Genomic DNA, 26,987 nt, shown 5'->3' on the forward strand with positions numbered 1-26,987 from the left:
TAGATTTTCTGGAAATTTCTTTTGCCCAGGCAAAAGCCCAGCGATCAGTTGTTTTTAGTATAGCCGTCACAGAGGTTTTTATCACCATTTGGAACGTTGGGGTTATTTTTAAGATAACCAGATGCTATGGCACAAGCACGTTGGATTAAATCATCTAAGTCTGTATTAAGTAATAGTGTTCCCTCATTGTTATTAACACGAATCGTTTCTCCACCCAGGTTAAATGGAATACCTGAGAATGCATTAATAGGATACAGTGAAACATTTTTCTGCCAAATACCATCAAGAAGATGTAAATTTATTATATTATCCTGAGAATTACCGACGGCAAGTTTTTTGCCATCATCGCTGAAACTCAAAATATTAGAATTATTTGAAGTTTCGTTGTTGATAGTTTCTCTGGATTTACCATTAAGACTTCCGAACTTAATAGTCGTACCACTGATAAAAGCGATCGCATCTTTATCAGGGCTAAAAACTACACTTGCAACTGTATCACTAATGCTATCGATGGGATTGGCGAGTTGGTGTGGCGTACCATCATTAACGTTCCATAAGTTGATTTTTTTGTCGTTACTAGCAGAAGCTATGATTTTGCCATCAGAACTGAAACTTACACTATTAACTTTATCGCTATGTGCTAGGATTTTTCTCGGTAACTTACCATTCCTATCCCAAAGTCTTACAGTTTTGTCGTCACTAGCAGAAGCAATAATTTTATCATCAGGGCTAAATGTAACACTATTAACCGAGTTAGTATGACCAGGTAATGATGCTAAATGTTTACCTTTAATATCCCAGAGTTGTAAACTCTCATCTTTACTAATAAATGCAACGGTCTTTGTATTAGGATTAAAGCCAATAACAGAATCTATATTGTTATTGCTGCAATATGAAAAATTAACGTGGCCTGGAATAGTTTTTAGTAATGTGCCATCAAGGTTCCAAAAATTTACAAAATATTTACAACGATAATCTTCATTATATTTGAAGCTAACACTAGTGATGATTTTGTCGTCAGAACTAAAACTGACTGTATTAATACCAATATCATCGTTAACTCCATCACTAAATCCTTGTAAGGTTCGGATAGGTTTTTCATTATCGCTGTCGCTACGCCAGAGTTTTACAGTATTGTCAGCACTTGCAGAAGCAACTAACTTGCCATCATGACTAAAGCTGACATCGTTAACTCCTTTAGTATGTTCCCTTAAAGTTGTGGGTACATATTTATTCTTTATAGCTAACAACTTTTTTACATCCCAAAGCTTTACGGTACTGTCAGCACTACTAGTAGCTATCTTCGTTTCATCACGACTAAAATTTACCTTTGTGATTTCGGCACTATGACCTTTGAGGGTTGCAAGTAATTCTCCATTGAGACTCCATAATTTTATAGTTTTGTCTGCATTAATCGAAGTAATGAAATTACCTTCAGGGCTAAAATTGGCACTATTTATACTGTAATACTCAAAAGATTTCTGAAGTTCGCCATCACTACTACGCCAAATTTTTATCTCACCATTTATAAAACTAACGGATATAAGCTTACTACTATCTGGACTAAATTCGACATTAGTAACTTTTTCATTGTGTCCTTGCAAGATATTAATTAAACTACCATCCTTTTTGTAGAGTTTTACTACATTGTCATCGCCGATAGTTGCAAACATCTTGCTATCTGGACTAAATTCGACATTACTAATTTTTTCAGTGTGTCCTGGCAAGGTCTTAATTAAACTACCATCCTTTTTGTAGAGTTTTACTACATTGTCATCACCGATAGTTGCAAGCATATTGCTATCTGGACTGAAGGTAATATTAGTAACTTTTTTAGTGTGTCCTAGCAAGGTCTTGATTAGAGCACCATTATTTAGCCAGAGTCTAATTGAATTATCCGCACTAGCCGCAGCAATCAACTTACCATCAGGACTGAAGTTAATACTAGTGATATCATTTCTACTACCTTTTAAAGGAATTTCTTGGTTGCTGTCAAGTTTCCAAAGCTTTAATAAATCGTCAGGGCTACCAGTGGCAAGAGTTTGATTATCGTGACTAAAACTAAGAATTGAACTATCTCCTAATAGGGTAGGTGAAATCAAATTGCCTTTACGATCTTGAAGTTCAATCGTATTATTATCAATACCCAGAGCAGCAATTTGACCATCAAAACTAAATATAATCTTATTTATTGTCTTTCGACTTTTTGTAGTGAAGGTCGGACGTTTATATTTAATATTCCAAAGCCTCACAACTCTATCTTTACTGACTGCGACTACTAGCTTACCGTCAGGGCTAAAGCTGGCATTAATAATGCTATCATTATGTTTAAATCTTTGTCTTGGATCACAATCATTTTCGTCTGGCATTACTACTGTTAAAACTTTTTCGTCCTCATTCTTTCCAACTATCCCCCATGACTTTCCATCAGAGCCAATACTTAAAACATTTCCATCCATTTGCGTTTGACAATATTCATTACTTTTAATGCGTAGACTAGGGTCAATAGTAGACCAAACTTTTAATTTTATATCTTTACTGACCACACTAATAGCTGTACTATCCTTGGTAAAATTCATACCAACTGTTCCGTAGTCATCAATAGTACGAGGTTGAGGATTTTTTCGGTCAAGGTTCCAAAGTTGAACTGTATCATTCCTACCCCCTGTAGCAACCATCTCATTGTTAGGGCTGAAACTGACAATTTCGCCTTTGTCTCCATAGACACCCAAAGTCCAAATTGGTTTACCTTCTAAATTCCAGATTTTGACTTTTTTATCTTTACTGGCGGTCGCTATTAGTTTACCGTAAGGACTAAAAGTTACGAATGTGACACTTTTTGTGTGACCATTTAATGTTTTAATTGGTCTACCTTCAGGAATACTCCAAATTTTTGCTGTCCCATCTTCACTTGCTGTAGCTAACATTTTTCCATCAGCGCTGAAGCTGACAGATGTGACACTCTTTGTGTGACCTTTCAATGTTTGAATTAGTCTACCGTCAGGGATACTCCAAATTTTCACCGTCCCATCTTCGCTTGCTATAGCCAACATTTTGCTATCATTGCTAAAGCTTAAGGCTGTAACGTTTTTTTCATATCCTTCTATACGATTAATTTCTTCAGTACTTTGAATTGTCTGACTCAGTTTTGAAATAACCCCTAGCCGAACTTCAGGTATTGCTACGATTGAGAATTTTTTCAGTTCTTTACCTGTTTTTATAGCTGATACTAGTAACTCAATCCCTAAATCTTCTCCAGAAGAATTACTTAAAGATGTTAAGTAAGTATTGATTCCTGCAACTATTGCGGCTGTAGCGATACCACTGATTGCGGTTAAGAGTCCGACTAAAGTCACAGTCTGTCTTCGAGCAGTTTTTAGCTGCTGTTTGAGGACTTGATTGAGTTTGGCTTCAGTGAGTTTGCGTTGTTCTCTTTCTTTTTCTAATTCAGCGATTAATCTAGCTGATTGTTGTTCACGAACAAATGGCACTAGATAATCATGAACCAATTGATATCGGTCAGCCGGAAATCCTGGCACTTGAAATACCAAGCCTGATTTCACCAAGATTTTTAAAATTAGATCCAATCTTGTAGGTTCTAATGCTAAATCTGCTTCTAGTTCAGCACGAGTTTTGAGAGGACGAGTATTATTTTCATCAGTGAGCAGATACAAAACCAATTTGGCAAATTGCTCATTATTTACACCACAGTCTCTAACTACCTCTTCTAAAAATCGCCCAACTAATTTTTCTTTAGGGCCATACTCTTGATACTGGGCTAGTGTTGTAATTTTATCAGTTTGAAGTTGCGCTCCTACAACTTGCAACTCAATTGGGCGAACCTCATTTAAAGCTCCCGCTAAATCTCGTACTAGCTCATCAATCAACGGTGGTTCCAAATAAAGCTGAGAGCTTTCTGTTAAGCTTTGAATAACAGAGCGAGCATCTTGGGGCGAAAAGTTACCTAAGTAGTAAAGAATTTTTTTATCTAATATATTATTATCTATTACATCTAAATGTGTTAATCGATTACACTCTAATAGATAATGCAGATAATCTTCTCGTAAAGACAGAATGATTTTTACATAAGGAATATTCAAACAATGGCTGATAAACTCAAAGAAAGGTTTTCTGGTTGCTGGGTCTTTATAAGCAAAGAAAAATTCTTCAAACTGGTCAAAAATCAGAACTGTTAATAAATCTTTCTCTATATTTTTCTTCAATTCTTCTATAAAACCTGCCATTGAGTCTAAGAATAGAGGCAAGCTTAAGCTCCTCACTTCTTCTAATGATTCGACAAAGCTACTCCCTAAAACTTTTGCCCAATCTGTATAAACTTGTAAGAGAACTGGCACAACGTCACGCGCATCTATTGCTCTTTGTTTTAAAGCTGGTAATAACCCTGCTTGCACCAGTGAACTTTTACCCACTCCTGATTGACCATAAATTACTGTCAATTTATGGTCATGGCGACTAATTCGCTCAATTAATCGATTCACATCCTGCATTCTTCCTGAAGCCGCAATTTCTTGAGTAACTGCGGCTTTTTGCTCAGTTTTTGCTAATACAGGATTAATTACCTGTAGCCTAGATTGTAAGCGTCCAGCACCTACGAAAGCCCGCAAGCCATATTGTTGTTCTATAGAGCGTTGCTCTAACTTCACTTGGAATGCTTCTAAATAGTTACCTTGCTCAAAATAGATCGATCGCAGGGTTGCCAAAATGCGAATATATAGTAGCGGATCGTGCTGAGGATTACTCTCTGTACGAGCAGTTTCTAAATTAGCGATCGCTTCTATAACTTGATTAAGATTTTTTTGAGCTTCAGCTATTAATAGTAAGTATAAATTATGATAATATTTCTTTTCCCACTCCCAATTAATAGTTTGACTTAGTGAAGTATTCGTATTAGTTGAAGATATATTATTTGTTTGCAGTGCTAATTCTACGTATTGTTTAGCTTTTTCCCACTGAGACTTCTTTAGCTCTACCTCAGCCATGAGTCCGTAGCTGTAAGCCAATCTGATTGGCTCTGAGTAAGTCTGATGTAGCTGAATAGCTACTGATGCCACATTTTCTAGCTCATTCCACTCCTCTAATCTGGTTAAAGCTTCTCCCCAATTGTTAATAACTTTTGCTGCTAAATCTGGGTAGTTATGCTGCTGAAATACTTCAACACATTTTTGAAAATAGTTTTTGGCTTTTAGGTAAGCTTCGTGATGTTCTACTATGTGCAAAGTCGCAAACTGCCGCCACCATAAACCGAGATGCCAAAGTAAACATCCATAACACTTCAAATCATCAAATGAAATGTTTTTCTGGTCTTTTACCTTCTGTTCCCAAACTGCTAAACTCTGCTCATAGTAATTTCGTGCTGTCGATTTATCACCACTGACATCTGCCGCTCGACCTAATAAAAATTTTACACTTGCTTCTAGCTCTGGCTCTAAATGTTGTTGAAATATTTGCAAATCCCTAACAGCAAATTCGATTTCACCCAAATTAAGGACGGCGAAGTCAAGATTTAAAGAGGCATTATCTAGAAACTTACCAGCACCAACGTTGAGAATTGCAGCAAATACAGAACTGGTAGTTTGCCGGAGATTTTCCACTAACTCATTCGTAGTGGTTTTAAACTTAATAGAATTACCTGTCCAACTTTTAAAGTCAGGTATGAGACGAATCAGCTTTTGAAAGATTTCATCATTTACCCAAATCACTATTGGAAAAGGAAAATTTTTCCGAAACTCCTCCCTTACCTGATTTGTAGAAATCAGAACTTGATCAATAGCTTCTATTAATTCCAAACCAAATATCATCAAAGCCTGGGGTAACTGATCTCCTAAGTTGGCTTCAATTGTGGTGTAAAGTGTCTTAATCGATTTTGATAGGTGTATCTCTCGAATTTCAACTTGACATTCTGCTTTTATCTGCTGCACTATTTGCTCTCGCAAACTCTGATAATTACAGCGTGCCAAAATCAAAGTAAAGTGTCCCTGAGAATTCGTGATTGAGCGAATCAATTTCTTCAGGGAGCGCTCGTTAGAGATAATTATGTCTTCAGGTTGATAAGAGTCATTCATAACTGAAATTTTTTTGATTCTGCGATCGCTGGGTTAATATCAAACCAGCGTCCGTCCATATCCCGGTATTCAAATAAAAACATACTTCGCAGCAGAATTTGGTATTCGTCCTCTCCTTTCACATTGTCTCGCTGTTGCAGAACTTGCAGCAGCAACGTCCACTCACTGTCACTAATTGCGGAAACTAAGTCATCTCGGTACTCACGGATAACCATTTCTAAACAGTCCTGCTGAATGGGAGGGTCATCTTCTTGCAAACAACTGTAAAGCAGCACCAACAGATTTCGCACATGACCACCGCTAACTCGACAAAGACGATCTAAGGTTTCATCGGAGTCAAAAACCTCATAAATCCGGCTCAACCTTTCTGCTTCATCCAGCCAAGGAAAGGCGCGTGCGAGAACCATTTGGCGCAAAAGCCTCATGCCTTCTGAGTTATAGCTTCCTTCACGGTTCTTGACTGTTACCATTGGTAAGATTATAGGCTTGACTCCGAAACGATTTGTCAGAGTACTTAATTCATTAGAGAAAATTAATACTAAAGGAATTGTGTAGACTAAATGACAATTGAGTTTTTTTAACTGCTCACCGCGATCAATAAACAAATACTCTGGCTGAGAACGACCGGAGGCTTTGGGAGAAATATCGACGCGATCAAGATTATCAACAATCACCACTAATCCCTTATAGCCTTGATCCTTGAGATCCTCCTTAGCACGTTCTAATACCTGTTCATTGATAGCTTCTAATATGCCACTAGTACGGGGTTCTAGGTATTGTCGCAGTTGGCTGCGGAGTTTAGGACTATCTTTCGTCTTCGCTGTGACTTTACCAATTCCTAGAGGCAATGAAAATTCAAATTCTGGTTGTATCGGTGTCTGCAAGAAATCGGCAATTTCATTGAACAAATTGACAAAATAGCTTGGTTTGAGTCTGATGTTAACCTTCTCTAGACTGGCACTCACTTGACGAGTGATTGCCAACAAAATATCGCTGACATCCACATCTGCCATATCTAAATCAGCACTAGACTCAAAGTAGACCACATGAAAACCTTGCCGTTCTAATTCATTTTTGAGTCGGAATAGTTCTGTAGATTTGCCACAACCGATATGTCCAGTGAACAGTTGACAAGTTGACTCATCCGGTTGGTTGATAATTGTTCGTCGTAGGCGTTGAATTACATTGCCTCCACGAACTGAAGAGAAGTCAATATAATACTGTTGGTCTTCTCTATTCTCGATTTTTAGGGTTTTACTGGGATTACAGGCGTTAAAGAACTTAATAGGGTCTAAAGCCATAACGCTTTCCTTTTGTTATTCATTAGAAATATTAAACACAAAAAGTACTTTTTTGGTATGGACTGTTATTATTTTAGTATGAAGTAATACAGTAATAAAATTTTAAATAACAAAAGTTTGAGAAAAACTTGTAGTGAAATATGTCAAATACCTGTTATTTTATCAAATGGAATTCAGGAGTCAGGAGTCAGAATTCAGTTGGATATTCTGACCGAAAAAGCGGATGAATATTCAGTGTTTTTGCACTCCCACAAAACAAGAAAATTTGGTGGTACAACATATTCAGTAGCGGGTCTGAATCCCTGACTGATAGCGTATCTTGGAGACGCTACGTGTAGCTTCCACGGAGTGGTACGGCATGAGCGAGTTCCATAGCTAATATGTCGAGCGATTACAGCATACGGTAAAACTCTCTCTGCTTGATTAATTGCTCATTAAGGTGATGGGATTGTTGAACAATGCAAAAATTTTCACCTCGAAGCGACGGCTGTCAACTATAGCGCTATAAAGAACAACATAGTGAGCCGTCGCTTGTCTGATGCAGTTAGTTTGTTTTTCCTCCAAAAGCGATGCTGGAGGATGGGCAGAAAATACTTAGGCTGATGTCACAATTGAGCGATAATCAGTTAAGCAAGTTGAAAAAGGAATGTCATTAAGTCTCCTTTACCCAAGCTGATGCGATCGCCTGGTCGCAAACGATGACGGTTCCCTGGTAAAAGCGGCAAATTATTAATATAAGTGCCATTAGAACTTCCTACATCCTCTACATAATGAGCATCTCCCTCGACGCGAATATCTGCATGAATCCGCGAGACAACTTCTGAATTAGGAAATCCTGAAACGTCTATATCTGGGGGAATCCGGTCATTAGGCTTGCCGATATGAATCACAGAGAGATTTTGCGGCAATTCAATTAGGCGATCGGTTTGAACGTGGATTAACCGCGCTATCACCTGCTGCAATTGCGTTCTGGCGGCAGTTACAGTTGGTGCTGGCGCTGCTGGCGCAGGTACTTCAACTTCAGAGACTGGCGCTGGTTCCAAAGGTGGTGGAGTAGGAATACTTTGTATAGAGACTACAGGTTGAGCTACCACGGTTGGCGCTGGTTCTGGGGGGCTGCTTGGTGTAGCAGGTATCTGTGACACTGATTCTGGAGGAACTGCCACCTCTGTTGGTGGGAAAGATGAACTGGGGGTAGATTCACTCATTCCCAAAGCATCTGGTTGTAAAAGTTCTAACAGTGGATCGGGTGGAACTAACGCTGGCACTTCCACAGGAACATCAGGAGTTACTGTTGTAGCTACTGTGCTATGAACGTGTGGAACTCCTGCGGAGTGAAGGTTATAGCCACATTGACCGCAAAATGCAGCATCTGCCTGCACAGTTGCCCCACAACTGGGACAATTAGTAGTTGCGGGTAAGGGTGTATAGCAAGCTTCACATTGGACAGCGCCATCAGGGTTGGGATGATTGCAATTAGGGCAGACGATCATCGATATTTAGCCTTTGTTCAAGATCATCATAGATATAGGTAGTAGTCTGTCAAGTTTAAATTGATGGGTAAGCAAGTTTGTAGTAAGCACTTTAGTTCTTATTTTCTAAGCACTTTAGTGCTTACTACAAACCCTCAAAACTAACTTAGACATTGTAGTAGGACTGGCAAGCAGAGGGCGGCCCTAGCTTTAGATTCTAGCAATTACTGCTGATGGAACAATGAATTGGACACGGGGATGTGGGAGAAACAGGGGGAAAATTACTCTCTTCTGTACCCTTCCTTTGGCCCCATGCCCATTACTCAATGTTGTAGTTCCAAACCTGCTGCTGCATCCAGTAGCCACCAAAGTTCACCTTGGGGCTGAATTAAGCGGGACGGGTAAGTGAAGTCATCGGCTACAGGTGCAAAGACTTGCGCTAAAGCTGGTCGTTTGTTAGCGCCAGCAACTAGAAAAATCACACTACGAGCAGAATTGATGAAGGGGTATGTGAAACTTATCCTGGGGTTTCCGTCTTTGTTACCCACGGTAACTAGGCGATCGCGTACTTTGAGAGCCTCTGTGTGGGGAAACAAAGATGCAGTATGTGCGTCATCACCCATTCCTAGTAATACTACATCTAAGGCGGGGAACTCGACCCCAGAAGAATTGAAAAATTCTTTTAGATGTTGTTCATACTTCGCAGCAGCTAGTTCTGGATTGGCTTCTAAAGTTGGTACGGGGTGAATGTTAGCTGCTGGGATGTCAACGCGATCTAGCCACGCACGACGCGTCATCAGTTCATTGCTATCGGGGTGATCTGGTGGTACATAACGCTCATCCCCCCAGAATATATGAATTTTATCCCAAGGCAGTTTTTGAGTAGCGATTGCTTCGTATAACGGTTTAGGTGTACTGCCGCCAGACAAGGCGATGGTAAACCGTCCATGCTGCTCAATGGCAGTATTTAACTTTGACAGAATTAATTCTAGCGCTCGTCCAACCAGCGTCGGCTGATCCGGTAGAACTTCAACGGTTTTGTTCATGGCTTCATCATCATATTGCTGGCTTCTGGCAATACAATACCGAACTTATTACAATCCTCCTTTTTAACTTTTGAAACATTTAACATCGTGGATTAGGTAGGCTGAAAAAATGTATACGTTCCTTATCACGTTCAACGGTAAGTTGTCAGTAGTCAGTCGTACTAACTACTAGCCACTTTGAATGATTATTTTTATTTACACACAGTTACTTGATACTTGGTTGATTAACGCCACAAAGGATACATTTATTAATTCTTATTAAAAATTAATAAAACTAATTAATCACAAACAACGCTTCCCAGTCAGCGATCGCTTCACGTTGAGCGATTAACAATTCCTGAATTCCTTTTTGGGCGACATCTAACAGTTGATCCAACTGAGTGCGGCTAAAGCTGCCTTCTTCGGCTGTTCCTTGGACTTCAATGATTCCCTGATGTTGATTCATCACCACATTAAAATCTACTGTTGCAGCCACATCTTCGATATAATTTAGATCCAAAAATGGCTCTCCCTCCAGTAATCCTACGGAAACTGCTGCTACCTGTCCACACAAAGGCGATCGCTCCAACACGCCCTCTTGCAACAATTTAGAAACCGCATGAGCCAACGCCACAAATGAGCCTGTAATAGCTGTTGTCCGAGTTCCGGCATCTGCTTGCAACACATCAGCATCGACAGTCAACGTGCGTTCTCCCAGTGCCTCAAAATCTACTGCTGCGCGTAAGCTACGTCCAATTAGACGTTGAATTTCTTGCGTCCGTCCAGATAATTTCAATAATTCCCTTTCTTGGCGTTTTTGGGTAGCAGATGGTAGCATCCGGTACTCAGCAGTTAGCCAACCTTTACCAGTTCCTTCAAGAAACTTCGGAACTCCCTTATTAACGCTAACAGTACAAAGTACCTGAGTATCACCACATCTTGCAAGAACAGAACCGGGGGCAAAACGGGTGAAATTGGGGTAAAAGCTGATCGGACGTAGTTCGTAAGGAAGACGACCGTCAGGACGCTGCCAAGCCATTGGAGTTGCCTCAAGTTTTACAATACAGCCTTAAGATTATCTTAGTGTTACTGGGCATTGGGCATTGGGCATTAATTCATTAATTATAGGATTTACGCATTGACAAGAAATAGTAAATATGTATAACGTGAAAAGCCACATCTTTCGTAAGGGTAAAGCATTGCTAAACCCCTACAGCATGGTCTATTTACGATCAAAGGATAATTAATCAAATCCTGAAACAACCTATTTTCGTTAAGCCACATCATGATTAATTTGTACAGTGCGTAAGTCCTAAATTATTAGTTATTTTTTCTCTCCCTGCCCCCTTCCCTCTTCCCTCTTCAAGGAACTGAAAGCAGAGTCAAAATATTTTGCTGCACCATTTCTGGTGACTGGTCGCCGTTGATGGTCAATAAGCAGCGACGACGGTCGTAATATTCTAAGATGGGAATGGTGCGATCATAGAATAATTCTACACGGCGTTGGACGATTTCTGGTTGGTCATCTGGTAGCGATCGCCCCAAGGATCGGCTAACCATTACTGCTTCTGGGACTTGGAGATAAATTGCCCAATCTAGCTTTTGCCCTAAATCATCCAATAAAAAATCTAATTCTTCAGCTTGGAAAGCAGTACGGGGATAGCCTTCTAACACCCAATCGCAGTTAATATCTGGTTGTCTGAGGCGAATTCGGATCAAATCAATGATCATTTCGTCTGGAACTAAATCCCCTTTTTGCATATAAGGCTTTGCGTGGTAGCCTAGTTCACTCAGGCTAGCGTAAACCGAAAGAGAAGTCCGGGGATCGCTTTCCAAGGAGCGAAATTCTGGCAGGGGTTGATCGCCAGATATTGCTGACCTTAAAATCTCACCTGTAGAAATCAAAGGAATATCAAAGTATCTGCAAAGCCTTTGTGCTTGAGTGCTTTTCCCCGATCCTGAACCTCCCACAATCACCAATCTCACAACAATTTACTCCTCATCCTGTCAAATTCACTACTTGCTAAGTCTGTTTTGCCCAAACAACCGACAAATCTAACATTTAGGGATTTTCAGACGTTCTGCCTAGCTTTTTTAAATAATTGGAACTGTAACTCTTATGTTTTCATTTTTACAACTCATTTCCGAGAAAAAACGAAAATTTAACTCAAAATAACTCTTGACTTCAGTACAAACCTAGTGTTTGACTAAGAATGCAATTTGCCAAATCCACTACACCTCTGAAAAACAGATTGATTATACAGGTAGATTTGTAATGATTCGCCGTCGTAATAATTCGTATCTTATTGTATCTTTTTGAACTTAACTCTATGGTTGCTCAGTTAGAAACTCAAAGTATCAATTCAACCGTTTCCTTACCATATCCAGTTGAAGGACTAGTGCAAGTTTTCACTAGCTCTCATCGCAACTTTTTTACGAGTGTGATGGCTCAATCACTTAGAATAGCTGGACAAGGAACGGCAGTATTAATAGTGCAGTTCCTCAAAGGAGGTATTCGCCAAGGACAGGATCGACCCATCCAATTAGGACAAAATTTAGATTGGATTCGCTGTGATTTGCCTCGTTGCATCGATACACCGCATTTAGACGATACGGAAAATCAAGCTTTACAAAAGCTGTGGCAATATACACAACAAGTAGTATGTGAGAGCAAGTATTCTCTCGTAGTGTTAGATGAATTAAGTTTAGCGATTAACTTTGGTTTAATTCCTGAAACGGAAGTTTTAGCGTTTCTGGCAAAACGCCCTCCCCACGTTGATATTATTCTCACAGGGCCAGAGATGCCGAAATCTCTTCTTGATGTAGCAGACCAAATTACAGAAATCCGTCGGAGTTATCGACCTTAAACAAAATACTCAATTCACGATATCCTAGTAATTCCGTTTGAATTAGCTGTGAAGTTGTGATTAAAAACGATATCTGGATTACTGAAATGGCTCAACAGGGTCTAATTTCGCCCTTTGAGCCAAGTTTAATCCGAAAAATGCAAAAAGATGAGTCTGTAGCGGTTCAACCTGTAATTAGCTACGGCTTATCTTCTTATGGCTACGACATACGCCTTTCCTCGGCTGAGTTCCGCATTTTTCGCCACATTCCCGGAACTGTAGTTGATCCTAAAAACTTTAATCCCCAGAATCTGGAGCCAACAGCACTGCATACAGATGCTAGTGGCAGTTACTTTATTTTACCTGCTCACAGTTATGGACTTGGGGTTGCTCTAGAAAAACTGGAGGTTCCTGAGAATATTACTGTGATTTGCATCGGTAAAAGTACTTATGCACGTTGTGGGATAATAGCAAATTTAACGCCTGCTGAGGCTGCATGGCGGGGTCATTTAACTCTAGAATTTTCCAATTCTTCTAGCGCTGACTGTCGCATCTACGCTAACGAAGGCGTGGTGCAACTACTATTTTTAGAAGGTGAACCATGCGCTATTAGTTATGAAGCAAGACAGGGTAAATATCAGGATCAGCTAGAGATTGTAACTCTAGCTAAAGTCTAAGGAATTTAAAATAAAAAGTAACTTGAATTTAGCTTTGGGAGTTTTAAATAATTGGTTGAAAATAAATCTCTACAAGAGTTATTCCGTTAACGGTATCTGAGGATGATCGCTCTAAATCATACCCACAAATTGGAGTGCGATCGCTTGCTTTATCCCACTGCAAATTCTGTCAGCTTTCGCATATAAGGAGGCTGATAAGCCAGGACTATATCTTGCTTAGGAATACCATATTCTATTAATTCATTAGCCACGCCAATCTCAGTCCCATCATACTGAATCCAAATCTTACAATCTCGGATATCTAGATGAATTAAACAGCCATAAACTCGACGGCGATTTTCCCAACCCGTATTCACAACTTGATAATGATCCTGCTGCACATCAAAAATAGTTTGTCGTTCGATTTCACCATAGGCAGGTTTAATCTGAGCATGAATAGCTCTTAAGCGAAAGTTGGAGCGATAGCTTTGTCCTACAGAATACTCTGTAACTCTTCAATTGTATTTGCTACAACAATCCTCCGTAAAATCCCTTTCAATTGCTCCAAGTCAGAAATTTGGGAAATTTGCGACATCAACTCCAAACCATCGCTGCCAAATTTTGCCTCTAAAGTTGTTTCGATACTAGAGATTATTCCACGTGCTTCTCCTTCTGCTTGTCCTCGCGCTTGTCCCTCACGTAAAATTTCTTGATACCAAGGTGATTCTCTTAAGACTGTCATATCCCACCTCATAATTTCCTGAACTAAAGCATTTTCTAATACAAAGGTTGCAAAAAATGCCAGAACTATCTCTAGTTGATTTAATTGCTCATCAGCACGTAGCATTCGCAATGCTTCCCTAATTGTAGACTCGTTTTCTCCGCCTTTAAGAATCGGTACAAAGGGAAGCAGCGACGGTAACGGTGTCTCAAAAGCAATATTTACGTCAACTTCCCAAAGATTGATCACGCGGTAATCTTGAATTGCTCTTAACCCGATAAAATTTGATTCAAAGCTTGTAGGTATTTCACTGTTACTGATTTTGAGAATGTTAATCAGTACGGGGTACGTTTGTAGTTTATATTTCTCTTCTGCAAGAGCAGCATAAGCACGCATCCGACGCGGTATTTCTGATGTGTGGCGTAATTGCAACTCATTAAGGATGAGAAATTTCCCGTATTGGGGACTTTCAGCTTGAATTACAACATCGCTTTGTCGGCTAATCCATTGGAATTCTGTATTTAAGATTTCGCCTGTCACAATGTCGGGAATTCCTGTCACCCATTTTGCCCAATTATTTGGTGCAAGACTGATTAATTTTTTAGTACTAACATCGGCAGCTTTGTTCATCAGAAAAAAATAGACGCGATCGCCCTAAATCAAAACCAACAAATCTAAGGATAGTCGCGTCGCTATATCTTAGCCGCAAATTATGTTAAGTTTCGCATCTAAGGTGCTAACCTTGCCTTCCCTAGACGCTGCTTTTCATACCATTGTGCGATCGCAGGTGCCCAATCTTCAAAATGAGGCCACATCATTTCACACAACTTTTGAATTTCAAGTTGAGCATCTTTTTTATTTCTTAAGTCACAAAAATGCAAGAAAGACCTTAAATTGAAGCTAACTACAAAATGCTGGCGATAATCAAAAGGTACTTTACCTCTTGCGTGTTCTTCAGACATTCCAGTCTCAAAATCCGCTTTATATCGTTTAGCTGCTTCTAGACACCACTCTAAATCTGCTGCTCGTTGCTCTGGTGAATAATGGTACTTTTTGCCTTGTCTATCAGTGTAATAACCAACGGGACGTAAGTAAAAAACATCTTCTATGTCTTTTTTCCCTTCTACTACATCAATAAATTGGTTGCCTGTGTACCTAAAAGATTGTACATCAAAGGATACAGAGACACGATGTGTACGAGCCTGCTGCATGACACTGTGGGGAAAGTAGCCACAGTTGAAAACAATTTGGGGATGCTCTAGAGGCCCATAGTGTCCCCTTTCACCTGCTAAAAGTCGCTTAACAATAACTTCGCCGCTTTGTGACTCCGATGGCCAGGAGTCGCGCTCATCAAACACGAACCCATCAGTATAGTCTTGATGCATCGCAGCATAAATCACCTGTTGCGGGTTTGGTGTTTTGGCAATAACCTCTACTCGAAATCGATGCATTATCTGTTAAAGAATGAATTTGTGACTGAAAGTGCTTATAAATAAGGAGCGGAGCCTGTTGCTTAGACATGGCTTTGAACTCGATTCATCATCATATCTCTTCTCTGGCTTGGACTTCTACTTGAATCAGATTAAAATACTTTACAAATATTAATAACTTTGTTACAGTTGTTTACATAAAGAGAAGACAGGGAAAAATCCATGCGTACAAACACTGCTATAATTGACGACCAAGGTAAATTGAACAACTTTGCGATCGAGCCAAAGGTTTATATAGATGAGCAAGGCGATCGCACTGGTTTCACCCCCTATGCAGAAATGCTTAATGGTCGTTTAGCAATGATTGGTTTTGTTTCTCTGATAGCATTAGAAGTATTCACAGGACACGGTATTATTGGTGTTTTGGCAAGTCTGTAAAAACTAATTTCTATTTTTTATAACTTAATTCTCAACAAATATAAGAGACGGTAAATTTACCGTCTCTTAATTTATGGAAAACTTAGTGGTAGAGTAAAAATATACTGATAGCAAAAGCCGTTAGTTATCAGCATAAAGTTATTAGGTAAATTATGGCTTTAACTGCTTCAACAATGTTGCCCATAGGCACAAAAGCACCAGATTTTAATCTACCGGAAGTAGTATCTGGAAAGGGAACTTCACTTTCTACTTTTGCAGATAAAAAAGCACTGTTGGTAATGTTTATTTGTCGGCATTGCCCATTTGTAAAGCACATCCAAAAAGAATTAGTGCAGTTAGGAAAAGATTATTTTACAAGTGATTTAGCGATCGTTGCCATTAGTGCTAACGATGCAAAAAACTATCCAGACGATGCGCCAGAGTCGTTACAAGCATTTGCAACAGAACAAGGGTTTAATTTTACCTTATGCTACGATGAGAGCCAGGAAACCGCAAAGGCTTACACAGCAGCTTGCACACCAGATTTTTTTGTATTTGATGACCAACGCCAACTTGTTTATCGGGGACAATTGGATGATAGCCGCCCCAGTAATGGTAAACCCGTAACAGGCGCAGATTTACGCGCAGCTATTGAAGCAGTGCTAACGGGTAAACCTATTACAGGCGAGCAAAAGCCGAGTGTTGGTTGCAATATTAAATGGAAACCTGGAAACCAACCTAGTTATTTTGGTTAAAAGGAATTGAAAATGGGGAATTGGGCATTAGTTATTCTTTTCCCACATTCCCTACTCCCCATAACTATCAATGTTTAATTTCCAAATTCAGAATGTAAGATCCTAATTGGACTTTTTCTGCCCACAATTCATATTCGAGACGTAGATGTTCAGGTAAGGGATGTCCGTTGAGAGTTAGGCTAGTAGTAAAATTTCGTAAACGAATCGGATCATTTGGTTGCAATGACTCAGTTGGCAACCAATAACGACTAATGCCATAAACGCCCTGTTCCCAGAAGTGACGGTAACTCACTTGAGCATTACCTTGCATAGTCATGATGACTCGGTAAGGAGAAATCTCCAGCCACAAAATTCTGGGACTGCTAGGAGCGTAAGGTTTGCTCTTACTTTGGGAAAGTGTCTCCTCTGGGCTTAGGACACTTTCTACTTCGCAACTAATTAGAGGTGGTGCAGTCAGCAGTAAATGGAATCGGTCAGGGTCTTTTTGATACAATGTTCCGGCAGTTTCAACAACAGACCAGATTGGTAGGTCAGTGGAAATAAGTGATAAGCACACGGGCTTGCGGTGATGGGTCAGCATGGGAGCGATAAGGGCTAAAAGCTATTGAACAAAATGAAATGAACACTAGGGAGTTTAATAGGTCAGGGTAAGAAACTAAATAGTAAAGCAGGCTTAATATTAATGAATCCGCTGATTTGTTAATAAGCTATACAAAGCCGGATAAAAACAGGTAGAATATCAGCCTGCCCAGCAAAAAGGGTAATTTTTCTAGAGAGAGCTAATTCGTAAGTAAAGCTTGTAAATATTCTAAGGCTATAGCCTTAAAACAGTGGGGTCTTTTTAGATGCTAAGAAACTTTTTGGAGAGAAAATTCCCGTAGATTGGAGTAAGTTTCATACAGTCAAAAGCGATAGGATGCTGGAAAGGAAGCTAGCAGAAGGAGAAACTAAGTCGCTGATGAATTTCCGGTGTATTCAAAAGCCAGTGTATCCTAATGTCGGCTTCTGTTATAACCGTAGAAACTCACGAAAACCTTTCTCACAAGTTAATTATTTTCAGTGACCCCCTTTTCGCTGTTTCTACTTTACGGGGTTGCATTTAGGTATTTGGTAAGAAATCTATCTCTCACCGTATTCTAATGTTGGGCGCTTTAGCTCCAGATTAAACCGAATCACTCTGGAACAACACTGCGATTGATGTTGGGAATTTTGGCATCTCATTCAGGGCGTTCCTTTAGTGTAACGAGTGATTCTTCTTTGCGATCGCGTCTCATATCCTCCGTAGTTCTACCATCGAACTGTGTCGTTAGGCTGGAATACCCAATTGAACAGCCGCATAAACCCACTGTTCAGGTTGCCCAGATATGTTGGCGTTGGTACGTTCAAGACTGGACAAGCGCTTCCTCAGAAGTGTGAACAGGTCATGAGTGTTACAGGCTGGTACTTATTTGGGAATACTTTTATAGGAGTGATAAAGAAAGCGATCGCGCTAACACTTTCAATTTATACATCACCTGACAATCACTCCTATTTGATAAACGAGATATATTAATAATCACTAATGTACTAGGAGTAAGCAATATGGGATTCACCGAAGATATTGTCAAATTGTCTGAACAAGTGCGTAAGCGATTTGACCAAGTTGTTGGTGAAGAAGCTACTAAGATGGCACTGATTGTTCCTTTTTTAAGTGCTCTTGGCTACGATGTCTATGATCCTAGCGAAGTTATGCCAGAATATGTAGCCGATTTTGCTATTAAAAAAGCAGGGCAGTTTGAAAAGGTAGATTACGCTTTAGCTATTAACAATAATATAGTTATGCTCGTAGAAGCAAAAGCCCGTGGTCAAAAATCTGAGGCACATGATGGGCAATTGAGCCGCTATTTTAATGGACTTTTGACAACAAAAGTAGCTATTGTCACTAATGGGGTTGAGTACCGTTTCTTTACGGATTTGCGTGATAAAAATGTAATGGACAAGGAGCCATTTTTTACTTTTAACATTCTGGAATATGATACCAAAGATATTGAAAACCTCAAATTTTTTCATCGTGATAATTTTGAGGTTACAGCTATTACCAATCATGCTGAGGAAATGGTTTATGTAAAAGGCATGACTCAGCTTCTAGGAAATCTTTTGCGTTCTCCTTCTGAAGAATTTGTTCGCTTTTTAGTGGCTGAACTTGGTACAATTGCCCCTAGTTATGAAATTCAAGGTCGAATTACTGGTAAAGTTATTGATAAATTTAAACCAATTGTTAAAAAGTCGATTCAGGGAAGTTTAGTAGAGTTAATGACTCGCTCACTTAGCCAAGAAATAACTCAAACTGTTGAACTTGAAGTAGAACAAGAGATTGAAGAAGAGGAAAAACAACAAGAATCTCAAGAATCGAAAATAGTAACAACTGCTGAAGAAATCGAAGCTTTTGAAAAGATTAAAGCAATTACGCAAACTTCAAAGAGTTACAATTTTGATCTCCAATACAAGGATACTGCTTCATATTTTGGTATCAATCTTGGCAAAAGTACTTGGTGGTTTCTGCGGCTGTATCTATCTTCGCAGAAAAAAAGTTTTATTACTCGGCTAAGTATAGATGAACTAAAGTCTCTAGCTTCAAATTTTGAAGTGCAAGAAGTAACAACTTCTCTGGGAGATGCCGCATCAAAAGTAATTATTTCTTCTGTTAGTGATTTCGATAGGCTGACATCACTCATTCTCAGATGTTACGAGGTAGAAGCAGTCAAGCATCAAGCATTAACCTCAAATGTAATCAACATGGAAAAATCAGCTTAACTCAATATATCAACTGCCAAACTACACCTAATTTACTATTTTTGTGCTGTCTCCCATTCTGAGTATAGATGTCATATTCCTCATGAGAAAAATCACGAGGTATTTAAAGTCTATAGCTCAATGGGAGAAAATTTTTACAACAGGCTAATTGTTGGCTTTAATGACTGAGATTCAACAAATAGCATACTTTGTTCACTAAAAGCAGTCCAATCTTGGTTGTTGGATAAAGGCTCAAAGGCGATAATAACTTGATTTGGTTGATTGAATGCATCATAAGATCAATAAAGAGTAGGCGTGTATGCTTTAACTGTGACTTTAGTCATGGTTTTGTGTGTAACTTTTAGAAGAATTTTTTATAAAAAAATAGATTTTAGGACTTACGCACTGTACAAATTAATCATGGTATGAATTCACGAAAATAGGTCGTTTCCGGCTTTGATTAATTATTCTTTGATGGTACATAAACCCCCGCTATGCAGGGCACAGCAGTGCTGTGCCCCTACGACAGCTCTGGTTTTTCAAAAACGCATATTTTGTATTTTGTGTCAATGCGTAAGTCCTAGCCTTAATAAGTTTAATTAAAATTTAGTATATTTTAAAAACTGAAAATAAGCTTTTGTTATTAATTCCCAAATCTATTACAGATATAATTTAGCCTCTGGATTGAAAAATCCCGAAATTTTATTTTCTTCTGAAATAAAAGCCCAAAAAATAAGGGGAAGATAAACTTATCTCCCCCTGCTCTGTCGTTTTTGTTATTGTCTGGCTTGTTAGCTTCTTTGAGTCTTTGCCGTAACATTTGCCTTTGTTTTTTGAGTTGGCGCTGTCTAGCAGAACCGCCTCTACCTTTATCATTTCTGCCTTCTTTACGGGGAGATTCCCATCTTTTGAGGCGCATAAGTTTTTTACCTCTTTATTTATTGCTTGGTAGTGGGCAGGAGGAGAATCGAACTCCTATGACCGTAAGGCCGCCACATTTTGAGTGTGGTGCGTCTACCAATTCCGCCACCCGCCCATATATCTAACCTTAACTAGTATACTCTAATTTATTGATTTTGTAACTAGTTTGAAAATTAATTCTCAAAATTTTGCTGGAATGAATATATAGTTTTAAGAATTTTCCAGCTTAAAAGCGTGGCAGAGTCAATAAACTAGGGTCGATATCTTGTAGCTTGGCACAGCCGCTAAGTGCCATTCCCACATTTAACTCATCTTCTAGGAGTGAGATGACATGAGATACGCCCATTTGTCCTCCTACCGCTAATCCCCACAAAATAGGTCGTCCGATGAGTACTGCTTTTGCTCCTAATGCTAGGGCTTTGAGAATGTCTGTGCCCCTACGAATGCCTCCATCCAATAGCACTTCTACTTTACCATCCACTGCTGCTACTATTTCAGCTAGGGCATCTAAAGAAGCGATCGCACCATCGAGTTGTCTGCCTCCATGATTGGAAACAACGATTGCTTTGGCTCCATATTCTACAGCCTGCACAGCATCATCTCCCCGTAAAACTCCTTTGATAACTAAAGGTAATGGAGATAAAGACTGCAACCATTCCAAATCGTGCCAAGTGACTGCTGGGTTTAGCTGTTGGGCAAAATAGGTAAATAATCCAGATTCGCCTTTTTCATGGGAAATATCTAGCCCTGAGATGGTGGCAAGATTAGCCAGATGTAAGTCTTGGGGTAAGGCAAACTCATTACGTCTATCTCTCTCGCGCTGTCCAAGAACGGGTGCATCTACAGTTAGACAAAGTGCTTTGTAGCCTGCTTTATAAGCTTTTTCTACCAAAGCACAAGTTAACCCCCGGTCTTTATGGATGTAAAGCTGGAACCATCGCAGAGAATCTGGAAACTGATTACATCCAGTCGCCACTTCTTCAATGCTCTTTGTAGCCATTGTACTTAACACCATGCCCACGCCAGATGATGCGGCAGCTAAAGCCGTGGCAACTTCTCCGTCTGGATGAGCTAGACATTGAAAAGCCATCGGCGCGATTAACAAAGGTAGTTGCAGAGGTTGCCCTAAAATAGAGGTGGTTAGATTGCGATCGCTCACATCGACTAATATCCGAGGTCGCAGCTTGACTCGCTCAAAGGCAGCACGATTATCTCGCAATGTGATTTCGTCCCAAGCGCCACTGCTATAGTAATCAAGTGTCGTTTGAGACAGATACTCTTTTGCTAGCTTTTCGTACTCAAAGAGGTTGATGGGTTGAAAGCGATCGTCATCAGATAAGTAGGTAGACATAATTAAATGTAAGTAGAACTTTTATTCGCAGTGAGCAATTTATTACTTTCCATAAGATTTTAAATGGCTAGAGCCGCTTACTACGAGCTTTGATTTAATTAAGCCCTTCTGTAATGCTAAAGCTTTACTAATATTCTGCATTTGCCCTATGCTGAAAAAGAATGTAGAGACGTAGCACTGCTACGTCTCTACAAAGATTCTGGATAACGCATATTTAATTTCTGAAGATGTTTAGTGCATGGAAAGTATCTCACTTTCCGCTCCACAAAATATAAAAGCGGTTGTGAATAGTAGCTCTACCAATTGCGCCACCCACCTTTAGGTGCAACTTCATTATTACTAGACTTCAGTCCGTGACTTTGCAACAGAGTTTGATATTCTGTGCTGCTTGCCCAACGGTCAATTTCTCGCGCCCTTAACACTGGCACTGGATGGGTCAATTGGGCTGTGCGGGCGGCTTTGACCATTTCACCTAGTTCTGTCTTGCTAATATCATCGTAAGCGCGGGCTTGAGCAACAAAGGCATCGAGATTCAGTTGTGGCGCTAAAGTTGGGGAACCACCCGCCAACTTCATCAACACGGACATGACAACTTTGGGATCTTGGGTTGCTAGTAATGCGGCGCGATCGCAGGTAAACTCAGCACAGCGTACCCATTCTAAAAGTTGTGCCTGTATCGCTTGAGCAACGAAGGTTCCAACATTAGGCACAATTGCCGCAGCTAATATGAGTAAATTTACAGGAGTCAAGTAAACACTATGGTCACACTTGAGATGCCCCAACTCGTGGGCGATTACTGCCTGTATTTCCTCTGGTGTCAGCATATCAATCAGGGAAGTGTGTAGCACAACAAACGGCTGCTTACCGCGTACAGCGAAAGTATAGGCGTTGGGAGCCGGATGTTGCCGGACGTATAACTGGGGAGGATCTATATCCAGGATTTTACAGGCATCTAACAACAGCTTGTATAAATCGGGCAGTTGATTTTCACCCACCAGAACACTGGAGGCAATATTTTCCACATAGAAAACTTGCTCTGCCATTGGGCCAAGCCAATTTCGCACCAACATATCTATGCCTGGTATCTGCTTGAGCGCTCTGGTAGCTTCCAGGTCTAAGGGATGACGAAATGAGTCAGCTTTTAAACCAATTAGCGGGGTTTTGAAGAAGGACATAGTGCAGCAAGCTATAAAAAACACAACTATGGAATCTGGCTGGATAGATAAACAGCCTCCCACAGTTAGTATAACGATTTCAGTAGGGGCATATTCTGAAAACCCTTATCCATTGTTGAGAAAACTAAGCATGAGTCCAGACTTAGTGACATGATCAAAGGAGGTCATGTTTTTATGTTCTCATTATGAAAATATTGGTGTTGAATGCCGGATCGAGCAGCCAAAAGAGTTGTCTGTATGAAATTCCAGATGAAGCTCTCCCCACCCAAGCACCCCAACCCCTCTGGGAAGGGAAAATAAACTGGACTCAAGATCGCAATGTGGCAGAAATTGAGGTAAAAACTGCTGCGGGTGGAACGCTGCAAAAATCAATCTCTGGTGATTCCCCACAGGGGCACCTCACCTATATGCTGAATACACTTAATCATGATGCTACCAAGGTAATTGATCAGTTGTCAGAAATCGATGTGGTGGGGCATCGGATAGTACATGGTGGGCAAAATTATCGAGATAGTGTGGTAATTACGGAGGATGTCAAAAAGGCGATCGCAGGTCTGTCTAACCTTGCCCCAGCACATAATCCAGTTGGTTTGGAAGGTATAGAAGCAATTGAAAAAATCTTAGGAGATGTCACACAAGTAGCAGCCTTTGATACCGGATTTCATGGTACTTTACCCGATGCAGCAGCGATCTATCCCGGCCCTTATGAGTGGGTAGAACAAGGTATTCGCCGCTATGGGTTTCATGGTATCAGTCACCAATACTGTTCTCAACGTGCTGTCCAAATTCTCGGTCGAGATGTTGCATCTGAGCGGTTAATTGTTTGCCATCTGGGTAATGGTTGCTCTTTAGCGGCGATTAAAAATGGCCGCAGCATTGATACCACAATGGGATTCACGCCTCTAGAAGGATTAATGATGGGTAGTCGTTCTGGTTCAGTTGATCCGGGGATTCTGATTTACTTGTTACGACACTGCAATTACTCTGTGGAAAAGTTGGATCATATATTAAATAAAGATTCTGGGTTAAAAGGAATTTCGGGTATATCTAGCGATATGCGTGAAGTGAGAGAAGCGATGTCTATGACGGGCAATTCCCGCGCTCAACTGGCGTGGGATATCTACGTACATCGCCTACGTTCTGGTATCGGTGCAATGCTTACTAGTTTGAATGGATTAGATGCTTTGATATTCACAGCTGGCGTAGGTGAACACTCCGCAGAAATTCGCCAAGCCGCTTGTGAAGCCTTTGGATTTATAGGACTGAAAATAGACCTTGAGAAAAATCAACAGCAGCCTGTAGATGAGGATATTGCTACACCGATTCAGCAGTGAGGGTATTGGTTATTCATACTCAAGAAGATTGGGCGATCGCCGCGGCAATGTTGGCAGCTGTTGAAGGTAATTAGAAAGTCTGATTTCATCGGAGTAAGATTGTTTTGAATATGCAGTTACTATACCTTGACATTTCTACACCCCTATTCAATCCCCATAGCCAATTTTCAAGCCAGTAACCAACGCATAAAACCTTTACCAATTTGTCCCACTATAAAACTAAAAACTCTTTGTAATAGCGGCCCCAGCAGTGAGAAAAACAGTAAAACTAAGAAATCATTGAGACTCAAAAGAAAAATACTAGAAGTGACACAAGTTAGCCCCCATGCCAGCCAATTTCGATATTGAGAACTGATATAAGTCCATCTCGGAAGTTGATTAACAAGCCAATAGCGAATAGTAGCAAATATAAAAGATGTTACTATGCCAGCAAGTATTGATAATGAAAGTGATAAATGTAATTTCAAAATTAAAAAAGCAGCAGGGAACAGCGAAGCTAGCTCCCAAGCTAATAGATTTAATTTCGTCCGAAAACTGTTTAATATTTGTTCAACAAGCCAATAATGGATAGAAACAATATTTAAACATTCAGGAGTTTGGATAAAATCACTCTTGATTTTGTGAATTATGTCGCCATAAAATAAGACATTGCTTTGTAAGACAATATCTTCTTCTTTCCAAAAATATAAAGCTGATATTTCTTCTTGATAGTAAGAATTAAAAGTGAGTCCATACTGTAATTGTGGTTTATTTTGTAATGATTTACTCCACAATAATTTAATAAAAGTTACTATAAAAGTATTATCAAAAACTTGAAAGATTTTTTTTAAAATTTCTAATTTATTGGATTGTGAAGTATTATTACTAAAGCAAATATTATCCCTGAAGCAGTTATAGTACCAAAGATAAGCCAGTAATTTTGGCGGAATATACAAAGAGCAGCCTATTTCTCGTGCTTGCTCAATTTGCTTTAGAATTGCCTTATTTAAATAAAAACTATATTGTGTTGATTCAACCTTAATTTTAAGTTCAATAGGAGTGCCTTGAGGGATTTGCACAAAGAAAGACAGTTGAACATCAGCTTGATGCTCTGTGTGTGTTTTATCAGCGTTCATTTCGGGATAACTTTGCGATACTTTGTATAATACCAATCAGAAAATCTAGTGTTCCACGCCACTGTTTTTCTCCAGCAACTACCCCATCATTATGTATTTTTAGGATTAAATCTCTATCACCTTCAGGTAATTTAAATAGCTTATTATGGTAACGACTAATAATATCTCCATCTAACTGCATAACAGTTTGAGCATAAATAATATCAATATCTACGCTGGTAATGTCACCACCATTAAGTGCAGCTTTAAGTTCAGATATTTTTCGTAAGTTACGAATAAATTTATCGTTATTCAAAAGTTTTTCGATTTCTTTCCACCTTTGCCGCAAGCTTTTTTGATTCTTATCTTCTTGATCTGGAACAGGAGTTGGAGCAGGCAATATTGGTTGAGCTAACTTTATGTATTTCTCATCAGTTGGAACAATATTTGCTTTATTTTCCACCTGATATTTAAGACGCTCTTGATATTGTATTATCCTGGGGTCTGTCTCATTATCATTACTTTGTTCAAGGAGAATGTAAAAATATTCTCTTTCAAGTTGCGAAAATAAGCTTGTATAACGTTTGCGTAGCTCTTGAGCTTGAGTTTTTTCTGGTTCTGGTAAATCGTCTGGATTTGGAATTCCTCTGGCATCAAAGTAGTCTTTGTCATTTATTGAATAAATATCTTCATACGCTTGCCAAGCATTAAACTTTGCACCAGTAATTTGCTCCACAACCATCGTATTTACTTCTAAAGCTGTAATGTCATCAACTAATACATTTACAGATGAGACTAGTTTCTCTAGCAAATCTTTAGCTTGTTCTTGAATTTTGTTAGACATAGTAATAATTTCCTTGATGTCTCTAAAGCAAATTAACCTACAGGTTTGGACAAATTCCTATTCTGTAGGTATTTTAAGGTGACTATTAATTAATCAGATATCAACTATTATGGACGTGGTAGAGATTGTTGTGAAGTTTTACGAGATTTCATAATTTCTATAAAAAATCCATACAACTTCTGCAAACTTTCTATATTTTTTTGCATAATCTCCCGACTTTCTTTAATTTGACTTAAATGAAATTCCCGAAGTTCTGTATATGGCCCATTACCAACAAATTGACTACCGACTTCATTATTTATATCACCATCAATTAGATTGATTACGGTGTACATTCGATTACCTGTTTGAGCAATTTGCTGCTCGTGTGGTTGCTCTAACTGAGTAGATGATTCTGGAACCCAAGTGGTGATTTCTAACTCAACAACTTCAACTATTGCTGTTTTAATAGCATCAATAACTTCATCAATATTAAACCCTTCTCCCTTAGTGTTCAGCTTCTTAACTTTTCTTTTAAACTCACTACTTGGTTTGCTAAATTGACTATTATTTTCCTCATTGTCAAGAGCTTGACCATTACTTGCCGTATTTTCGTTAATGATTTTATTTACCATGACGTTTTAGAGGTTACAGATTTAAATATAAAACAAAATACAATCTTATGTTATGTCAAAAGTTTTAAGGCTTTTACTCAACAAAAGTAACTAAAGTCAAAGTAACTTAATAATTTAAGAAGATTTTTTAAAGAAAAGTAAAGCTGTAATTTATCTAAACCAATTTATTTTAGAGA

General features: G+C 39.3%; 21 protein-coding genes, 1 tRNA gene and 2 pseudogenes. 7 read left to right on the top strand and 17 right to left on the bottom strand.

Annotated elements, in window-relative coordinates; all coding sequences use genetic code 11:
* Positions 1 to 44 precede the first annotated feature (44 nt).
* From ANSO36C_RS07395 to ANSO36C_RS07420, 6 genes are all read right to left on the bottom strand, one after another.
* On the bottom strand, positions 45 to 6,083 hold the full coding sequence (locus ANSO36C_RS07395) for a WD40 domain-containing protein (RefSeq protein WP_251959006.1): 6,039 nt from the start codon (positions 6,081 to 6,083) through the stop codon (positions 45 to 47).
* Positions 6,080 to 7,384: an AAA family ATPase gene (locus tag ANSO36C_RS07400; RefSeq protein ID WP_251959007.1), complete on the bottom strand. Its 1,305-nt coding sequence runs from the start codon at positions 7,382 to 7,384 to the stop codon at positions 6,080 to 6,082. The genes ANSO36C_RS07395 and ANSO36C_RS07400 overlap by 4 nt, the downstream gene beginning before the upstream one ends.
* A 626-nt stretch (positions 7,385 to 8,010) precedes the next feature.
* Positions 8,011 to 8,877: an FHA domain-containing protein gene (locus ANSO36C_RS07405; protein ID WP_251959008.1), complete on the bottom strand. Its 867-nt coding sequence runs from the start codon at positions 8,875 to 8,877 to the stop codon at positions 8,011 to 8,013.
* Positions 8,878 to 9,179: 302 nt separating this feature from the next.
* Entirely contained in the window at positions 9,180 to 9,902 is a 723-nt protein-coding gene (gene pgl, locus ANSO36C_RS07410; protein WP_251959009.1) for a 6-phosphogluconolactonase, read from the bottom strand.
* Positions 9,903 to 10,176: 274 nt separating this feature from the next.
* Positions 10,177 to 10,920 carry a ribonuclease PH gene (gene rph / locus ANSO36C_RS07415; protein WP_251959010.1) on the bottom strand — a complete coding sequence of 248 codons (744 nt, stop codon included), beginning with the start codon at positions 10,918 to 10,920 and terminating at the stop codon, positions 10,177 to 10,179.
* Positions 10,921 to 11,243: 323 nt separating this feature from the next.
* Positions 11,244 to 11,867, bottom strand: coding sequence for an adenylate kinase family protein (locus ANSO36C_RS07420; protein ID WP_251959011.1), 624 nt, complete (start codon positions 11,865 to 11,867; stop codon positions 11,244 to 11,246).
* A gap of 344 nt (positions 11,868 to 12,211) precedes the next feature.
* On the opposite strand from ANSO36C_RS07420, the gene ANSO36C_RS07425 reads away from it, so the two are divergent.
* Complete coding sequence (locus ANSO36C_RS07425) at positions 12,212 to 12,748, top strand: P-loop NTPase family protein (RefSeq protein ID WP_251959012.1); 537 nt, start codon at positions 12,212 to 12,214, stop codon at positions 12,746 to 12,748.
* Positions 12,749 to 12,834: 86 nt separating this feature from the next.
* Positions 12,835 to 13,404 (top strand): dCTP deaminase, encoded by a 570-nt coding sequence (dcd, locus tag ANSO36C_RS07430; protein WP_251960273.1) that lies wholly within the window; start codon positions 12,835 to 12,837, stop codon positions 13,402 to 13,404.
* Positions 13,405 to 13,553: 149 nt separating this feature from the next.
* On the opposite strand, the gene ANSO36C_RS07435 is transcribed toward dcd, so the two are convergent.
* The 3 genes from ANSO36C_RS07435 to thyX all read right to left on the bottom strand — a co-directional run bounded on the left by ANSO36C_RS07435 (position 13,554) and on the right by thyX (position 15,555).
* Positions 13,554 to 13,841 carry a XisI protein gene (locus ANSO36C_RS07435; protein WP_251960274.1) on the bottom strand — a complete coding sequence of 96 codons (288 nt, stop codon included), beginning with the start codon at positions 13,839 to 13,841 and terminating at the stop codon, positions 13,554 to 13,556.
* Positions 13,842 to 13,876: 35 nt separating this feature from the next.
* Complete coding sequence (locus tag ANSO36C_RS07440) at positions 13,877 to 14,734, bottom strand: Rpn family recombination-promoting nuclease/putative transposase (RefSeq protein ID WP_251959013.1); 858 nt, start codon at positions 14,732 to 14,734, stop codon at positions 13,877 to 13,879.
* Positions 14,735 to 14,832: 98 nt separating this feature from the next.
* On the bottom strand, positions 14,833 to 15,555 hold the full coding sequence (gene thyX / locus ANSO36C_RS07445; protein ID WP_251959014.1) for an FAD-dependent thymidylate synthase: 723 nt from the start codon (positions 15,553 to 15,555) through the stop codon (positions 14,833 to 14,835).
* Positions 15,556 to 15,756: 201 nt separating this feature from the next.
* Between thyX and ANSO36C_RS07450 the strand changes: the two genes are divergently transcribed.
* Together ANSO36C_RS07450 and ANSO36C_RS07455 are read left to right on the top strand one after the other, a co-directional pair.
* Positions 15,757 to 15,972, top strand: coding sequence for a chlorophyll a/b-binding protein (locus ANSO36C_RS07450; protein ID WP_190912609.1), 216 nt, complete (start codon positions 15,757 to 15,759; stop codon positions 15,970 to 15,972).
* Positions 15,973 to 16,124: 152 nt separating this feature from the next.
* A complete protein-coding gene (locus ANSO36C_RS07455; RefSeq protein WP_251959015.1) occupies positions 16,125 to 16,706 on the top strand; it encodes a thioredoxin family protein in 582 nt (193 codons plus the stop codon).
* A gap of 67 nt (positions 16,707 to 16,773) precedes the next feature.
* On the opposite strand, the gene ANSO36C_RS07460 is transcribed toward ANSO36C_RS07455, so the two are convergent.
* Positions 16,774 to 17,286, bottom strand: coding sequence for a hypothetical protein (locus ANSO36C_RS07460; RefSeq protein WP_251959016.1), 513 nt, complete (start codon positions 17,284 to 17,286; stop codon positions 16,774 to 16,776).
* A 415-nt stretch (positions 17,287 to 17,701) separates the two neighbouring features.
* On the opposite strand from ANSO36C_RS07460, the pseudogene ANSO36C_RS07465 reads away from it, so the two are divergent.
* Together ANSO36C_RS07465 and ANSO36C_RS07470 are read left to right on the top strand one after the other, a co-directional pair.
* Positions 17,702 to 17,999, top strand: a pseudogene (locus tag ANSO36C_RS07465) (3-phosphoshikimate 1-carboxyvinyltransferase); the annotation flags it as partial.
* Positions 18,000 to 18,287: 288 nt separating this feature from the next.
* Positions 18,288 to 19,499: a type I restriction endonuclease gene (locus tag ANSO36C_RS07470; protein WP_251959017.1), complete on the top strand. Its 1,212-nt coding sequence runs from the start codon at positions 18,288 to 18,290 to the stop codon at positions 19,497 to 19,499.
* Between the two features lie 622 nt (positions 19,500 to 20,121).
* Here the strand turns inward: ANSO36C_RS07470 and ANSO36C_RS07475 are convergent.
* The 4 genes from ANSO36C_RS07475 to ANSO36C_RS07490 form a co-directional block, all read right to left on the bottom strand.
* On the bottom strand, positions 20,122 to 20,397 hold the full coding sequence (locus ANSO36C_RS07475) for a hypothetical protein (protein WP_251959018.1): 276 nt from the start codon (positions 20,395 to 20,397) through the stop codon (positions 20,122 to 20,124).
* Between the two features lie 33 nt (positions 20,398 to 20,430).
* Positions 20,431 to 20,514 (bottom strand) — tRNA-Leu (locus tag ANSO36C_RS07480).
* Positions 20,515 to 20,625: 111 nt separating this feature from the next.
* Positions 20,626 to 21,750 (bottom strand): alpha-hydroxy acid oxidase, encoded by a 1,125-nt coding sequence (locus ANSO36C_RS07485; RefSeq protein WP_251959019.1) that lies wholly within the window; start codon positions 21,748 to 21,750, stop codon positions 20,626 to 20,628.
* Positions 21,751 to 22,046: 296 nt separating this feature from the next.
* Positions 22,047 to 22,925: a M48 family metallopeptidase gene (locus ANSO36C_RS07490; protein WP_251959020.1), complete on the bottom strand. Its 879-nt coding sequence runs from the start codon at positions 22,923 to 22,925 to the stop codon at positions 22,047 to 22,049.
* Positions 22,926 to 23,110: 185 nt separating this feature from the next.
* Here ANSO36C_RS07490 and ANSO36C_RS07495 point away from each other — a divergent pair.
* Positions 23,111 to 24,367 (top strand): annotated as a pseudogene (locus ANSO36C_RS07495) (acetate kinase).
* Between the two features lie 59 nt (positions 24,368 to 24,426).
* Here the strand turns inward: ANSO36C_RS07495 and ANSO36C_RS07500 are convergent.
* From ANSO36C_RS07500 to ANSO36C_RS07510, 3 genes are all read right to left on the bottom strand, one after another.
* Positions 24,427 to 25,374 (bottom strand): hypothetical protein, encoded by a 948-nt coding sequence (locus ANSO36C_RS07500; protein ID WP_251959021.1) that lies wholly within the window; start codon positions 25,372 to 25,374, stop codon positions 24,427 to 24,429.
* Complete coding sequence (locus ANSO36C_RS07505) at positions 25,364 to 26,197, bottom strand: hypothetical protein (protein WP_251959022.1); 834 nt, start codon at positions 26,195 to 26,197, stop codon at positions 25,364 to 25,366. Before ANSO36C_RS07505 ends, ANSO36C_RS07500 begins: the two co-directional genes overlap by 11 nt.
* A gap of 107 nt (positions 26,198 to 26,304) precedes the next feature.
* Complete coding sequence (locus tag ANSO36C_RS07510) at positions 26,305 to 26,811, bottom strand: hypothetical protein (RefSeq protein ID WP_251959023.1); 507 nt, start codon at positions 26,809 to 26,811, stop codon at positions 26,305 to 26,307.
* Positions 26,812 to 26,987: the final 176 nt, after the last annotated feature.

The organism is Nostoc cf. commune SO-36 (assembly GCF_023734775.1).
In the GTDB taxonomy this organism is placed as follows: Bacteria; Cyanobacteriota; Cyanobacteriia; order Cyanobacteriales; family Nostocaceae; genus Nostoc; species Nostoc commune_A.